General features: G+C 67.1%; 17 protein-coding genes. 8 read left to right on the forward strand and 9 right to left on the reverse strand.

Going from position 1 to position 14,145, the window contains the following annotated elements; genetic code table 11:
• Positions 1 to 46 precede the first annotated feature (46 nt).
• The 6 genes from AABM41_00085 to AABM41_00110 all read left to right on the forward strand — a co-directional run bounded on the left by AABM41_00085 (position 47) and on the right by AABM41_00110 (position 6,598).
• The gene (locus tag AABM41_00085; protein MEK6190700.1) at positions 47 to 1,213 is read left to right on the forward strand and encodes an ABC transporter ATP-binding protein; all 1,167 of its coding nucleotides are present in this window, start codon (positions 47 to 49) and stop codon (positions 1,211 to 1,213) included.
• On the forward strand, positions 1,206 to 2,450 hold the full coding sequence (locus tag AABM41_00090; protein ID MEK6190701.1) for a spermidine/putrescine ABC transporter substrate-binding protein: 1,245 nt from the start codon (positions 1,206 to 1,208) through the stop codon (positions 2,448 to 2,450). The genes AABM41_00085 and AABM41_00090 overlap by 8 nt, the downstream gene beginning before the upstream one ends.
• 86 nt (positions 2,451 to 2,536) lie before the next feature.
• Positions 2,537 to 3,394 carry an ABC transporter permease gene (locus AABM41_00095; protein MEK6190702.1) on the forward strand — a complete coding sequence of 286 codons (858 nt, stop codon included), beginning with the start codon at positions 2,537 to 2,539 and terminating at the stop codon, positions 3,392 to 3,394.
• A 70-nt stretch (positions 3,395 to 3,464) separates the two neighbouring features.
• The gene (locus AABM41_00100; GenBank protein MEK6190703.1) at positions 3,465 to 4,292 is read left to right on the forward strand and encodes an ABC transporter permease; all 828 of its coding nucleotides are present in this window, start codon (positions 3,465 to 3,467) and stop codon (positions 4,290 to 4,292) included.
• Positions 4,293 to 4,321: 29 nt separating this feature from the next.
• Positions 4,322 to 5,707, forward strand: coding sequence for an aminotransferase class III-fold pyridoxal phosphate-dependent enzyme (locus AABM41_00105; protein ID MEK6190704.1), 1,386 nt, complete (start codon positions 4,322 to 4,324; stop codon positions 5,705 to 5,707).
• A 243-nt stretch (positions 5,708 to 5,950) separates the two neighbouring features.
• Positions 5,951 to 6,598 (forward strand): helix-turn-helix transcriptional regulator, encoded by a 648-nt coding sequence (locus tag AABM41_00110; GenBank protein ID MEK6190705.1) that lies wholly within the window; start codon positions 5,951 to 5,953, stop codon positions 6,596 to 6,598.
• 19 nt (positions 6,599 to 6,617) lie between these two features.
• Here AABM41_00110 and AABM41_00115 read toward each other — a convergent pair whose 3' ends face one another.
• From AABM41_00115 to AABM41_00130, 4 genes are read right to left on the reverse strand one after another with little or no spacing between them, the layout of a single operon-like run.
• Positions 6,618 to 6,911: a hypothetical protein gene (locus AABM41_00115; GenBank protein MEK6190706.1), complete on the reverse strand. Its 294-nt coding sequence runs from the start codon at positions 6,909 to 6,911 to the stop codon at positions 6,618 to 6,620.
• Between the two features lie 16 nt (positions 6,912 to 6,927).
• Positions 6,928 to 7,335 (reverse strand): hypothetical protein, encoded by a 408-nt coding sequence (locus AABM41_00120; GenBank protein ID MEK6190707.1) that lies wholly within the window; start codon positions 7,333 to 7,335, stop codon positions 6,928 to 6,930.
• Between the two features lie 23 nt (positions 7,336 to 7,358).
• The gene (locus AABM41_00125) at positions 7,359 to 7,739 is read right to left on the reverse strand and encodes a type II toxin-antitoxin system VapC family toxin (GenBank protein ID MEK6190708.1); all 381 of its coding nucleotides are present in this window, start codon (positions 7,737 to 7,739) and stop codon (positions 7,359 to 7,361) included.
• Positions 7,740 to 7,982 (reverse strand): hypothetical protein, encoded by a 243-nt coding sequence (locus AABM41_00130; protein ID MEK6190709.1) that lies wholly within the window; start codon positions 7,980 to 7,982, stop codon positions 7,740 to 7,742. It abuts the gene before it with no gap.
• 90 nt (positions 7,983 to 8,072) lie between these two features.
• Here AABM41_00130 and AABM41_00135 point away from each other — a divergent pair, with 90 nt between their 5' ends.
• Positions 8,073 to 9,050 carry an EamA family transporter gene (locus AABM41_00135; GenBank protein MEK6190710.1) on the forward strand — a complete coding sequence of 326 codons (978 nt, stop codon included), beginning with the start codon at positions 8,073 to 8,075 and terminating at the stop codon, positions 9,048 to 9,050.
• A 15-nt stretch (positions 9,051 to 9,065) separates the two neighbouring features.
• Here AABM41_00135 and AABM41_00140 read toward each other — a convergent pair whose 3' ends face one another.
• Entirely contained in the window at positions 9,066 to 9,980 is a 915-nt protein-coding gene (locus AABM41_00140; GenBank protein MEK6190711.1) for an LLM class flavin-dependent oxidoreductase, read from the reverse strand.
• Entirely contained in the window at positions 9,977 to 10,648 is a 672-nt protein-coding gene (locus tag AABM41_00145) for a methyltransferase domain-containing protein (GenBank protein MEK6190712.1), read from the reverse strand. Before AABM41_00145 ends, AABM41_00140 begins: the two co-directional genes overlap by 4 nt.
• 278 nt (positions 10,649 to 10,926) lie before the next feature.
• On the opposite strand from AABM41_00145, the gene AABM41_00150 reads away from it, so the two are divergent.
• Positions 10,927 to 11,538: a dihydrofolate reductase family protein gene (locus AABM41_00150; GenBank protein ID MEK6190713.1), complete on the forward strand. Its 612-nt coding sequence runs from the start codon at positions 10,927 to 10,929 to the stop codon at positions 11,536 to 11,538.
• A 12-nt stretch (positions 11,539 to 11,550) separates the two neighbouring features.
• On the opposite strand, the gene AABM41_00155 is transcribed toward AABM41_00150, so the two are convergent.
• The 3 genes from AABM41_00155 to AABM41_00165 all read right to left on the reverse strand — a co-directional run bounded on the left by AABM41_00155 (position 11,551) and on the right by AABM41_00165 (position 13,825).
• Positions 11,551 to 12,066, reverse strand: a complete 516-nt coding sequence (locus AABM41_00155; GenBank protein ID MEK6190714.1) for a hypothetical protein — start codon at positions 12,064 to 12,066, stop codon at positions 11,551 to 11,553.
• Between the two features lie 389 nt (positions 12,067 to 12,455).
• Complete coding sequence (locus tag AABM41_00160; GenBank protein ID MEK6190715.1) at positions 12,456 to 13,265, reverse strand: adenylate/guanylate cyclase domain-containing protein; 810 nt, start codon at positions 13,263 to 13,265, stop codon at positions 12,456 to 12,458.
• Positions 13,265 to 13,825, reverse strand: coding sequence for an adenylate/guanylate cyclase domain-containing protein (locus AABM41_00165; protein MEK6190716.1), 561 nt, complete (start codon positions 13,823 to 13,825; stop codon positions 13,265 to 13,267). Before AABM41_00165 ends, AABM41_00160 begins: the two co-directional genes overlap by 1 nt.
• Positions 13,826 to 14,145 lie beyond the last annotated feature (320 nt).

Genomic DNA, 14,145 nt, shown 5'->3' on the forward strand with positions numbered 1-14,145 from the left:
TTCCGGGAATGTTGCCCTGCGACCTATACTGCCCGGACGCTGGAGGGTGCCGGGATTGCCCGAGGTCGACGTCCGCCTGGAGCGGGTCACCAAGCAGTTCAACGAGACGGTCGCGGTTGACGACCTCTCGCTCGATATCTGGCGGGGAGAGTTCTTCTCCCTGCTCGGCCCCTCGGGCTGCGGCAAGACCACCACCCTGCGCATGATCGGTGGCTTCGAGGAACCGACCAGCGGGACCGTCTATCTCGGCGACCAGGACGTCACCGGCCTCCCGCCGTTCAAGCGCAACGTCAACACCGTCTTCCAGAACTACGCCCTCTTCCCGCACCTGAATATCTACGAGAACGTGGCCTTCGGCCTGCGCCGCCGCAAGGTGTCCGACGGGGAGATCAAGACCCAGGTGGGCAAGATGCTGGAGCTGGTGGAGCTGCCCGGCTTTGAGCAGCGCAAGCCGACCATGCTGTCCGGCGGCCAGCAGCAGCGGGTCGCCCTGGCCCGGGCCCTCATCAATCACCCGCAGGTACTTCTGCTGGACGAGCCACTCGGCGCGCTGGACCTGAAGCTGCGCAAGCAGATGCAGATTGAGCTGAAGTCGATCCAGACCGAGGTCGGGATCACGTTCATCTACGTGACCCATGACCAGGACGAGGCCATGACCATGTCCGACCGGATCGCGGTCATGCGCGCCGGCCGAATCGAGCAGCTGGGCGACCCGGAGAGCCTGTACGAACGGCCCGAGACCGCGTTCGTGGCCGGTTTCCTGGGCGTGTCCAACATGCTGGAGGGCGAGGTGGCAGGCCACGAGGGCGGGATGGTCGCCATCCGTCTGTCCGACGGGACGGTGATCCGGGCCCCGGCCGGCAAAGACGGCCAGCGCCAGGTCCGTCTCGGCATCCGGCCCGAGAAGCTGCGGGTGGTGAAGTCTGGCGACGGCCAGGCCGCCGCCGCCGACCTCAACGCCGTGGAGGGGACCGTCCTGGACGCCAGTTACATCGGGGTCAGCACCCAGTACCTGGTCCAGACCCACGATGGCCATCGCATGACCGCGTATGCCCAGAACCTGGAAACGGCCGGCGTGGCCGAGGCCCTGGCCGATGGCCAGAAGGTCCGGCTCACCTGGCAGCCGCGTCACACCTTTGTGATTGCCGGTCCGGCGGAGCACGTCGGCGGCGACCCCCATGCCCCGGAGGAAGAAGGAGACCTCGATGTCTGACGAGCAGCGCAGCCGGATCGAGATGGCCATTCTGCAGGCCATGCGCCATGACCGGATCAGCCGGCGGGCCTTCCTGGGCCGGGCCGGTCGGGGTGGCATAGCCCTGGGCGCTGCGCTGTCGTTGCCGGCGTTGATCGCCGCCTGCACGCCCAGCAGCGATGGGGTCACCCTGGAATGGGCCAACTGGTGCTGCTACATCGACATCGACGAGGAGATCGCCCCGGACCCGACGCCCTATCCCACCCTCAACGCTTTCATCGCCCAGACCGGGAACAGCGTCAACTACCAGGAGGCGATCACGGACAACGCCGAGTTCATGCAGACACTACTGCCCGACCTGACCAACAACATTTCGACCGGTTGGGACCTCATCACGCCCGGCGGCTGGGTGGTGGACCGGCTGGGCGCCCTGGGGTTCCTCGAGGAGATCGATCACAGCAAGTTGCCCAATTGGTCGGAGAACGCGGCCGACTATGCGGTTGGCCAATGGTTCGACCCAGACAATAAGTACAGCCTGTGGTGGCAGGGCGGCATCACCGGCGTCGGCTACGACCCCAATCTCACGGGCCGCGAGCTGACGACCTTCGAAGACCTCTTCGACCCCGAGTTTGCCGGGCGCGTGGGGGCCTTCAAGGACATGCGCGAAATGCTCGGGCTGACCCTGCTGAGCCTTGGGGTCGTACCGGAGAACGCAACCATCGACGACGCACAGGCGGCGGTGCAAAAGCTGTTGGACGCCAACGAGCGGGACCAGTTCCGCGGCTACTACGGCAACGAGTACTACGACGCCCTCTCCGCCGGCGACTTGGTGGCCTGCGTGGCATGGTCGGGCGACGTCAACCAGATCGCGCTCTACGACAACCCCGACGTGCAGTTCTATGTCCCCGCAGAGGGCGGCGTTCGCTGGAACGACAACCTGTGCATCCCCAAGGGCTCGACTACCAAAATGGACCAGACGCTCCAGCTCATGGATTACTACTACGGCCTGGATGCGGCGACCGCGGTGTCCGAGTACGTCGGCTACCGCACCGGGGTGGCGGGGGTGAGGGAGCGGATCGACGCCGACGCCCAGGCGGCCCGCGACGCAGGTGACGAAGAGACGGCGGGCCAGCTGGAGGCCACGGCCGCCACGGTCGCGCCGAGCGCCGACCAGATCGATAACACGTACCCATACAAGCAGCTCACCGAAGAGGAAGACGCCGAGTGGAGCGATCTCTGGGAAGCGGTGCGGCGCTGATCGGCAAACATCGGCTCGCCATCGCCTGAGTCGCCGAGCCGAGACCCGGAACGTGAGCTTGAGACGTCGCGCCCCCGCTTGAGCCGATGAAGCGCCGGCGCGCCTGGGTCCCGTATGCCCTCATGGCTCCGGGAACGGGGTGGCTGCTCCTGTTCTTCGCCATCCCAATGGGTTACATGTTCATCGTCTCGCTGGAGGAGGGCTCGCTCACCTCCGGCTTCCAGATGACCTGGAACTTCGGGATCTACCCAGCGGTCATTGCCGAGTACGGCGACCTGTTTGTGCGGTCCATCGGCTACGCCCTGGCGACCACCTTGATCGCCTTTCTCATCGGCTACCCGATGGCCTACACGATCGCCTTCCGTGGCGGGCGATTCAAGAACGCACTGCTGCTCATCGTGGTCCTGCCGTTCTTCGTCAGTTTTGTGATCCGGACCTTGAACTGGCGGATGATCTTGTCCGACAACGGGATCGTCTTCGGGACGCTGAAGGAGCTGGGGCTGCTGGACCCCGCCTTCCACTTCTTGGCCACTCCGGCATCGGTGATCTTCGGGCTGACCTACAACTTCCTGCCGTTCATGATCCTGCCCCTGTACGTCGCCCTTGAGAAGATCGACCGGCGTCTGGTGGAGGCCGCCACCGACCTATACGCCAGCCGCTCCCAGGCGTTCTGGCGGGTGACTTTCATCCTATCCCTGCCCGGGGTGGTAGCCGGCTCCCTGCTGACCTTCATTCCAGCGGTGGGCGACTTCATCAACGCCGATGTCATCGGAGCGGCGAACCCCGATGCGATCATGATCGGGAATCTCATTCAGTTCCGGTTCATCAACGCCAACGACTACCCCACGGCGGCGGCCCTCGCGTTCGTGCTGGTGGTGGGGGTCTTGCTGTTGGTGGCGGTGTACACCCGGGCGGTGGGCACCGAGCGGTTGACCCGCGGGTGACCACGCGGATCGCGACGCGGGTGACGACACGGATCGCGACGCGGGTGACGCTGCGGATGACCATACGCCGATGACGATCGGGTCACGCCTCTCCGCCCTGGCACTGCCGGCGTTCACCGCCCTGGTGGTGGGGTTCCTTTTCGCGCCCATCGCGGTCATGATCGCGTTCAGCTTCAACGACCCGGCGGGGCGTCAGAACATCACCTGGCAGGGGTTTACCTTCGAGAACTACCTGACCTTGTGGAACCGCCCCGACATCACCGACCCGCTGATCCTGAGCCTCCAGATCGCCATGGTCTCCACGATCTTGGCGACCACTGCGGGCACGATGATGGGCCTGGCCCTCACGCGGTACGAGTTCCGCGGGGCGCGCGCCAGCAACCTGCTCATCTTCATACCCATCACTGCGCCCGAGATCATCCTCGGCGCCTCGCTCCTCACCCTGTGGGTCTCATTTGGAGTGGAGCGCGGCTTTGTGACCATCCTGGTCAGCCACATCGTGTTCAACATCAGCTTCGTGGTGGTAACCATCCGGGCCAGGCTGGCGGGCTTTGACCGATCCCTCGAAGAGGCCGGCATGGATCTCTACGCCAATGGCCCCACGACCTTCCGCAAGGTCACCTTCCCGATCATCTTCCCCGGCATCCTGGCCGCCGCCCTGCTGGCCTTCGCCCTGTCCATCGACGACTACGTCATCACCCTCTTCAACGCCGGCCACTCCGTAACGTTCCCGCTGTGGGTCTACTCGGCCAGCCGTATCGGGATACCACCCGAGGTCAACGTTCTTGGGACACTGATCCTGTTGACTGCGTTCGTGTTCATCGCGGTCCAGACCTGGGCCGGCCGTCGCCAGGGCCGTCGCGAGGAGGTCGGCCCCGTCACCCTCGTCGGCCGCTAGCGGTAGGCTTTTGGCATGGAGACTGACCGATGACGACTGAAGCCGCCGCAGGACCGATGCTCGACGAGCGCGCTGAGGACTCCGCCGTATGGCTTGCGCGCCGAGCCGGCATCCCTGCCGTGTGGGCGCGCTACACGGAGCTCGTCGTGGACCGCGGGGAGGGGTCGTGGGTTGTCACCCACGATGGGGATCGGTACCTGGACTACACGTGCGGGATCGGCGTCACGAACACCGGGCACGCCCATCCCCGGGTGGCGGCGGCCATCGCCGAGCAGGCCGGGAAGATCATCCACGCCCAGCAGAACATCCTGTATCACAAGCCCGGGCTGGAGCTACACGAGCGGTTGCCGCGCTACTTCCCGGAGGCGCGAGGGGACGCGGCGCCAGGGCGGGAAGACGAGGCCCGCGGCGACATCGGTCTGTTCCTGTCGAACTCCGGCGCGGAGGCCATCGAGGCGGCGGTCAAGCTGGCCAAGATCGCGACCCATCGGCCGGCGATCGTGGCGTTCCGGGGCGGGTTCCACGGCCGGACTCACGGAACGATGTCGCTCACCTCGTCCGCGATCAAGAACCGCGGTCATTACGAGCCGCTGCTGGCCAGCGCCTATTTCGCGCCGTACCCGTATCCGTTGCGCAACCCGACCGGGCAGTCCGAGGAGGCGGCGTTGGCCTGGACGATGGCGCAGCTGGACGAGCTGTTCGCCACGCTGGTGTATCCGGAGGACGTGGCCGCGTTCCTGGTCGAGCCGGTGCTCGGGGAGGGCGGGTACGTGGTCCCACCCGACAGCTTCCTCCCCGCCCTGCGGGAGCTGGCCGACCGCCACGGGATCCTGCTCATCGTCGACGAGGTGCAGTCCGGCTACGGACGCACGGGCCGATTCTTCGCCACCGAGTGGAGTGGCATCCGGCCCGACATCGTGGTCATGGCCAAGGGCATTGCGTCGGGCATGCCACTGTCGGGGATCCTCGCTCCCAGCGACCTGCTGGCCAAGTTCCCGCCCGGTGGCCACGGCGGGACGTACGGCGGCAACGCGGTGTCCTGCGCGGCGGCCCTCGCGACCCTCGACGTGTTCGAGGACGAGGGCCTGGTCGCCCGAGCCGAAACGCTCGGCCATCGGCTCCTCAACGGCCTGCGCAACGCCGCCGCCGGCCATCCCCAGGTGGCGGAGGTTCGCGGCCGCGGCCTGATGGTCGGCATCGAGTTCGCAGATCCCGAGACCCTCGCCCCCCGCCCCGACCTGGCCAAGGCGGTCCTCACCGAGGCGCTCATTCATCGGCTCCTGCTCCTGTCCTGCGGCACTTGGGGCCAGGTCGTCCGCATCATCCCGCCCCTCGTGACCACCGAAGGGGAAGTGGATCAGGCCATCTCCATCATCTCCGCCGCCCTCGCCTCCGCCCTCGCCGCCCAGCCCTGACGGTCAAGGGCGCTGCGTCGGGCGGATGTACATGACATGTACACATCGGCCAAGAAATCGGAGCGCTGCCCCGTTGCGAGCCCTGAAGGCGTCGGTTTTGTACACAGGGTGACCGTAATCAACCAAAACTGGGCCCGCGGGACCGATTTCTAATAGGACCGCAAGGAAATGTGGCCGATCCGTACATGTGATGGACAACGGGGCGGTCACCAACAGTTAAGCCGGCCGAACCACCATCGGCCCGTGGCAAACCGGGAGCAACGGTTGGCACGCGCGACGTGGTGGATGGGCCGCGACCTGGATGACGCCGCGGGCGAGCTTCGCCACGCGAGACGACGTGCGGGCCTGACCGCGCAGGCCGTGGCATCGGTGCTGGGGGTGTCACACCCGACGGTTCTTCGCAACGAGCGCGGATATCGGGGAATACCGCCGATCCTCTTAGCCAGACATGCCGCGGTGGTAGGCCTGCGGGCTCGGATTAGGCTTTACCCCGAGGGCGAGGCGATACGGGATGCGGGGCAGGTGGCATTGATTCGGCGTTTCCGTGAGCAGGTGGGTGAGCCGGGGAGCTGGGCCTTCGAGGTCCCGATCCCGCGCGCTGGCAATCAGCGGGCACTGGACGCGGTGCTGACGGTGGCCGGCGGGCGAATCGGTCTGGAGTTCTACACCCGACTCGCGGATGTCCAGGCTCAACTCCGGGCGGCCAACCTGAAGAAGCGCGACGCGGAGCTGGAACGCCTGGTCGTGGTCGTCCAAGCGACCCGAGCTAACCGGCGCGCGCTACGGGAAGCGGGGACGGTCCTGGTGGACTTTCCGAGGAGCGGCCGGCGTCTCCTCACAGCTATGGCAGCCGGGGAGCTCCCGCCGGCCAACGGCGTGATCCTGTTCTAGGAGCGCACTAACCGCGCACCTAGCGGTAGCGCTCGAGGCGCTCCAGGATGGCGTTGGCCCGTGCCCAGTCAGCCTCGGTGGGCTGCTCCCCGGGGTGCAGGTGGAGGATCGGCACCACGTTCCAGGCGGGGCCGTCCCGATGCGGAATGTGGATCCCCAGGTCGCCCCGATCGAGGAGCGCCACGACGCTGGCCCCGCCCGCCCCGCCGTCGGTCACGGCCCGCTCGAGGCTGTCGACGAAGGCCTCCGCACCACCGAACTCGAGACCGATCCGCATCGCCATCAGCCCGGACTCCGGCAGTTGGATGGTCATCCCGCCGCCTGAAGGGTCACGCCGCCACCAGGTCCAGCAGCCAGCTGAACACGACCGCGCTGCCGATGACCATCAGCACGATCCCCAGGATGACGACCGCGAACCCAAAACCGCTGGCCCAGACTGGGATGCGGCCCTCGCCGGCGGGCACCGGCACGTCATACGGAGCCGCGATCCAGGTGGCCAGCGCGTCGCCGTCGACCCGGGTCTCAACGTCCTCGTCGAACGGCATGACCACGACCCGCTCCCGGCCGGTGCTCTCCACCGACCCCGGCTCGGCCAGGAGGAGGACGCGGGGCATATCGGCCTGGCTGAGGAGGATGGCGTGGTCGCCGGACGCGCTGGTCAACGCTTGGGCCTCGATCACGCCGCGACCCACGGGGACCCTCTCCGCCTGCCCGCCGACGCCGCCCGCGTTGCCCACGCAGCCGAGCATACCCGCATGGACTAGTACGACAGGACCGATACGCCCTGCCGCTCGAAATCGGCTCGATTCCGGGTGACCACGGTCGCACCCAGGCTGGCGGCAACGGCGGCGATAAGTGCGTCACCAAGTCCTTGCTTCCCATCGGCGCGGTGTCGCGCCAGGCGAGATGCCCCCGCCCACCGGGCAGCGTCAGGCGATGTCGAGACGAACTCCAAGGGTTGGAGGACTGCGGAAACGGCCGCCAAGTGGTCGTCGGTCCCGCCCGACAAGGCCTCGCATGTCACGACGTCGCAGGTGTAGAACTCGCCGCCGTCCTCGTACAGCTTCGCCAGCAGGGCCATGGCCGGCGGGAATCCATGGGCGTGATCCACGATGAGAGTTGTGTCGAGGAGGTACCGCATTCAGTCCGTCTCCTCCTCGCGCAGATCGCGGACCCACTGGAGAACCTCATCGGGGCTCATCCAGCCCGGCTTGCCGACCATGATCCCAGCCGTCTCGCGGATGGCCTTGCCAAGTCGATCTCGCTTCACCCGGTACGCGACGGCCTCCGCCACGTACCGGCTCCGCCCCCGCGGGCCGGCCAGCTCGTCCACCTCCCGGAGCAGCTCCACGGGCAGCGTCAAGTTCGTTCTCGCCAGCGCCATATCCGTCCAAGTGTGCAAGAGTATGCGCCGATACTAGCACACTCCAATAAAGCCGCCGCGCGGTCAGCAGAAGGCTACAGTTGCGCGACGGTGTCCGATTCGCCGCCGGTAGCAGCCCACCCCGACCGGGTCACGCTCCTCGCCTTCCTGGGCTTGGTCCTGATCGGTGGCGCCAACGCGATCGCCGTCAAGGTGACTGTCCAGGAACTCGCACCGTTCTGGGGAGCGGCGATGCGCTTCGCGGCCGCAGGCTTCCTGATGCTGGTGCTGGTTGCAGCCATGCGAAGGCCCCTGCCGCGTGGTCGGAGCCTGTGGGGGGCCGCCCTGTACGGAGTGGTCGGCCCCGCGGCCGGCAATGCCTTTGCGTACGTCGCGCTGCACCAGGGAGTGCCGGTCGGCACCGGCATGGTGCTGATCGCGCTCACGCCGTTGTTCACGTTCGGCCTGGCCATCGCTCAGGGTCAGGAGCGATTCCACGTCCAGGGGCTGCTCGGAGCGCTGATCGCGCTGGTGGGGATCGGCGTCGTCTTCGTCGACCAGCTCAGCGCGGACGTGGCGCTGCTACCGCTGCTGCTCTGCATACTGGCGGCCGTGGCTATTGCGGAAGCAGGGATCATCGTCAAGTGGATCCCACGCAGCGACCCGTTTGCCACCAACGCCGTGGCCATTTTGGTCGCCGCCCTGCCGCTTTTCGTCCTGTCGTGGGTGGCTGGCGAGCCACGGGCGCTGCCAATCCAGGCCGCGACGTGGGCCGCCGTCGGCTATGTAGTCGTACTGGGCACGGTGGCCCTCTTCGCGTTGTACGTCTTCACCCTGCAGCGTTGGACGGCCTCCGCGGTTTCGTACATGACGCTCGTGATGCCGCTTGTAACGGTGACCCTGGGCGCCGTGCTCCTCGGCGAACAAATCACGCCGTCGTTCCTGCTTGGCGGCGCGGTGATCCTGGGCGGCGTCTACGTCGGCGCTTTCCTGAAGATCCGGCCGCGACGCTCTTCGGCGTCCAGCCTTCCGGAGTGCCTTCCGATTGACGCGAGCGCCGAGGCCGAACCGGAGGCGGCTCGCGCCTGACGAGAACCGCCTGACCTAGGCGTCCAGCAGGGCGAGACTGGGGGCGAGGGCGCGGATGCTGTCCGCGGTGATCGGATCGAGGACCAGCTGGACGTGGCCAATCCCCTCGTCCGCGAAGGCGCGCAGCGCCGCCGCGAGCACCGCCGGCTCCCCGGAGATGGCTTCCGCGGTGGGACGGTCCGGGTTGCCCTGGGGTCCGCCCCGCGCGCCGGGCAAGGCCACCAGCACGGCGACCGTCCGCTCCAACGTCGCCGGGTCGCGACCGGCCGCCCGGCACGCGGCGTCCACCTGGTCACGAATCGGCCGATACCCCTCGGGCGAGTTACCGAACCAGCTGAACCATGCGTTCCAGGACTGCACGTGCGGGAGGGTGATGGCCAGCATCCGCTCCCCGATCGAGCCCACCATGAGCGGCGGGCCCTCGAGACGCGGCCCACGCGGCAAGAGCTCGGCATCGGTAATCCGGTAGTAATCCCCCGCAAAGTCGCATCGGCCATCATGGAGGAGGGTCCGAATGATGGTGAAGGCTTCCTCGAAGCGGCTGACCCGATGATCGAAGGGATACCCGTAGGCCAGGTACTCGGCCTCGTTCCAGCCTGCGCCCAGGCCCAGGATCAGGCGCCCGCCCGAGATCTCGTCCAGGGTGGCGGCCTTCTTGGCCAGCATGGCGGGGTTGTGGAACGAGGTGGCCGCTACCAGGGGGCCCAGTTCAATGCGCTCGGTGACGGCGGCGATGGCCGCCAGCTGGGTCCACGCCTCCCACGGTCCGCGGGCGGGCTGGTCTTCGTATCGGTACAGGAGGTGGTCGCCCACCCAGATCGAGTCCAGGCCGATGTCCTCCGCCGCGCGCGCCATCTCGCGCAAGTCCGCCCAGCGCGGCACCCACTCGACCTCGGGGAGCTGCACCCCCACTTTCAACGGACGCGTCATGCCGCCTCCTCGCGGCGATACAGGACCACCTGCCATTGGCCCACCCGGCTCCATTGGTGCTCCCGGAAACCGGCCTGGTGCATGAGCCGGTCGACCTTGGTGCGGCGATGGATGTACCAGCGGTCGGGCCTGCGCTGCACCGCCCAGCCGACGTTATTCACGCGCATGAACGCGCGCATCCACCAGGCATCCACCGGGTAGCTCAGGGCCACCAGCCGCGTGCCCGGTCGGACCGCCGCCTGCAGGAGCCGATCCACGTAGGGGTAGCAGCAAAGCACATGGTCGAGGGTCACGATGTCGGCGTCAGGCAGCCCGTCCGCCAGCTCCACCACGTCCCCGTATTGGTGCTGGACCCGATCCGCCACGCCCCGACGTTCCGCCTCGGCCTGGGCCACGGCCAGGTATTCGCGCGACGCGTCAACGTCAACCGCGGAAGCCGCCCCGGCCGCCAGCAGCTCCAGGTGGACGATCCCGATGCCCGCCCCTACGTTCAGCAGCCTCGCGCCCTCCACACCCTCGGCCAGCACCGCGTCCAGCAAGGCCTGCGTGCTCTCGGAGGTCCCGAGCTCCTGCCACTCCTCCAGTTGGGCCTGGGCATCGCGGCCGTCGCAGCCGATCAGCTCGAGGTCCTCGTCGCAGCAGAAGTGTTCGGGGAGGGCTGGAGGCATGCTGGGATCGTATCGGACGCGGGTCCCATCGGGCGTCAGGAACGCATTGGACACGTCTGTGGGGTTGTGCTATGATGCACATCTGCTCTGGTGGGAAACCATCAGAGGAGTAGAGAGGCTCCGGAGGCTGGAGGTCCGAAAGGACCGAAAGCAGTCGGGGTCTTTCGTTATGTCCCAGGTGCGGGCATTGATAGCGTATCTGCTATCAGTTCCCTGAACCACCGCTCGACCAGGTTGAGCCACACAAGCCGGGGATCCGATCGAAAAGGACACGAGAGATGAGAAAGCTGATCGTGAGCACCTTCCTAACCCTCGACGGGGTCATGCAGGCCCCGGGCGGACCTGGAGAGGACGACAGCGGCGGCTTCGCGCACGGTGGCTGGTCGGTTAACTATTGGGACGAGCAGATGGAACAGGTCATGGGCGAGGCGATGAGCGCGCCGTTCGACCTCGTTCTCGGACGCAAGACCTACGACATCTTCGCCGCATATTGGCCGCACGCCACAGACGAAGCCGGCGCCAAGCCATTGAACGACGCCACCAAGTACGTCGCGACGCGGAGTCACCCCACGCTGGAGTGGAGCAAGTCAGTCCTGATCGAGGGAGACGCGGCCGAAGGGATCGCGGCGCTCAAAAAGGAAGATGGGCCAGAGCTGCAGGTGCATGGCAGCGGGAATCTGATCCAGACGCTCTTGCGCCACAACCTTGTCGACCAGTACCGCCTGTGGGTCTTCCCTCTCGTCATCGGTTCGGGAAAACGCCTGTTCTCGGACGGCACCATCCCCTCCGGGCTGAAGCTCGTCGACAGCAAGGTCTCCACCACTGGAGTCGTGATCGGTACGTACGAGCCGGCCGGCGAGATCCTCACAGGATCGTTCGCGCTGAACTGACCGCGCTCGGAATCAGGTGGTCTGATCCAACTCGTCCCGCAGCGCGGACAGGACCTCAACTTCGATCAGGTCCTTCGGCCGGCCCGCGGCTCGTTTCATTCGGATCAGCGAGTCGATCGAGGCAATTCGGACTCGAATCCCGCCCAGGTCCGTCTCCTCGGCCGTCCGTGCCAGCTCGTCGTAACCCGTCGTCCCGCTGGGTGTCCCGAGAATGTCGAGATCTCCGGCATCGGTCATGAAGGTGAACGAGTCGCCGTTTGCCAATGTTCGCGCGTCCAGCTGGAAGGGAACGGCCTCGTTGACCCCTCGCAGCCGCGCATGAAGTTCCTGGAGGGCCGTGGCCAGCGCCTCGAGATTGGCACGGTCGCGGGCATAGCAGATGTCCAGATCGCGGGTGAGACTCGGCGAACCCAACAGGCGGCCCGCGAATGCGCCGATGACCACGAATCGCACCCCGTGGCGGTCAAGCGTCTCGAGCGCACGAAGCGGATCAAACGCAGTCGGGATTGGGCGGTCCGGGCCGGTCACTCAACGCCTCCGACCGCCGCCACTCAGCGCCTCCGGCCGTCCACCGCGCGCGCCAATCCCGCCGCGTCGGCTACGGCCAATTGAGCCCGTTCAAGTGGTGTGAGCCGCAGCAGCTCGCGAATCTGAGAGCGGTCAATCCCTGCCCCGCCCGCCGGAGAGAGCTCGAACGTCATCCCCGAGGCTCGCAGGAGAGCCTCCACGGTCGACCATCGAGGACCCAGGTGTCCGGCCTCGATCCGCCCCACCGTCGATTGAGGCATGCCTGCCCGCGATGCAAGCTCTCGCTGACTGAAACCGGCGCTCCGCCGTGCCTCCCGAATGAGTCGCGCGCTCTTCATCGACCGATGATACCAGTCTGATAGCAGAACTGCTATCGCTACCCTTGGCGTCTAGGACGGGCCCAGCACCACCACGTCAGTCCGCTCGGTCTTCCCCTTCAACGCCAACGACCGATGCTCCAGCCCCTCCTCGCGCAGGTGCGCGGCCGCAACCGCACTGCTGGTCACCAGCAGCTCTCCCGCCCCAGCCGCGGACGCCAGGCGAGCCGCCACGTTGACCGGATCACCGAGTGCGGTCATCTCCACCATGTCGCCTTCGCCCACCGTGCCGACGTAGGCCACGCCGGTGTTGACTCCGCCGCCCACCGGCAGCCAGGGATGCGGCGTGTCATTGCCGGTCACCGAAAGCAACTTGCGCCCCGCCTCGATCGCCCGCAGGGCATGCTGCTCCCCCGCCAGGGCTGGGACGAAGATCGCGAACACCTCATCGCCCTTCAACTTGTCCACGATCGCATCGCGCTCGATGAGCACCTCGGAGGCGGTCTGGAAGAATCGGTCCATCAGGGCCCGGAACTGGGCCGGGCCGAGCGACTCGGCCAGCGGCGTCGATTCCCGCACGTCGACGAACAGCAGGCTGCACTCGATCTCCGCGCCTGATCGATGCTTCGAGATGGATCGGAAGCATCCTGTGCAGTACTTGGGATTCATCGGCCAAGGCCCCAGGCCAATGCCCCGCATCACCGCGCCACCCACCCCGCCGAACGGCCGGGTGCACGACTTGCAGCGGGGTTGACTCGGCAACCTGCCCCAGAACCGGCGCAGATGGCGGAATGGACTCACCGTCCCGCTCAGGAGCCCGCGGCTCTGCTGCTCGTCGCTGGCGCGGCGCTCTTCGTCGCCCGGACCGCCTTGGCCCATCATCACGACGGCCCCAGCACAACCACGTCGGTCGGCTCGGACTTCCCCTTCAGCGCCAGCGACCGATGCTCCAGTCCGACATCCGCCAGATGCGCCGAGGCCGCCGCAGCGGCCGTGACCAGCAGCTCACCCGGCCCGGCCGCCGATGCCAACCGGGCCGCGACGTTGACCGGATCGCCCAGTGCCGTGAACTCGACCTGCGACCCCTCGCCAACGGCGCCGACGAACGCGACCCCCGTGTTGACCCCGGCCCCGACCGGTACCCACGGGTGTGGAGTGTCGCTCCCCGTGGCGGCGAGCAGGGACTGCCCCGCCTCGATGGCCCTGCGCGCGTGGAGCTCGCCGGTCAGGGCCGGAATGAACAACCCGATCACCTCATCGCCCACGAACTTGTCGACGATCGCGTCGTGATCCACCAGTACGTCGGCGGCCGTCGCGAAGAATCGGTCCATCAAGGCCCGGAACTCGGTTGGCGTCATCGATTCGGCCATCGACGTTGATCCGCGGACGTCGGCGAACAGCATGCTGCACTCGACCTCGGCGCCGGCCCGATGCTCGAGCATCTGTTTGAAACACCCCGAGCAGTATTTGGGATTCCCCGGGAAAGGGCCCTTGCCAATCAACCGCATCAGCGGCCCGAAGGGAGGGGCGAACGGAGAGGCGCACGCCTTGCAGCGCGGTGAGTTCGGCAGGCTGCGGAAGAACCTGCGGCCATATTGGAGGCCAAATCCGACCCCCAGAACGTGGCGACTCCATTCCTCGTCGGTCCACTGGTTTTGGGGCTTGTCCGGTGCCATCGCTTTACTCGCCCGGCTCGGAACGTGGCGGCACGAACCAGGCGACCAAGCCAACCTTGATGCCGATATCGACCGCCAGCAGGACC

This window comes from Chloroflexota bacterium (assembly GCA_038040195.1).
GTDB lineage: Bacteria > Chloroflexota > Limnocylindria > QHBO01 > QHBO01 > DASTEQ01.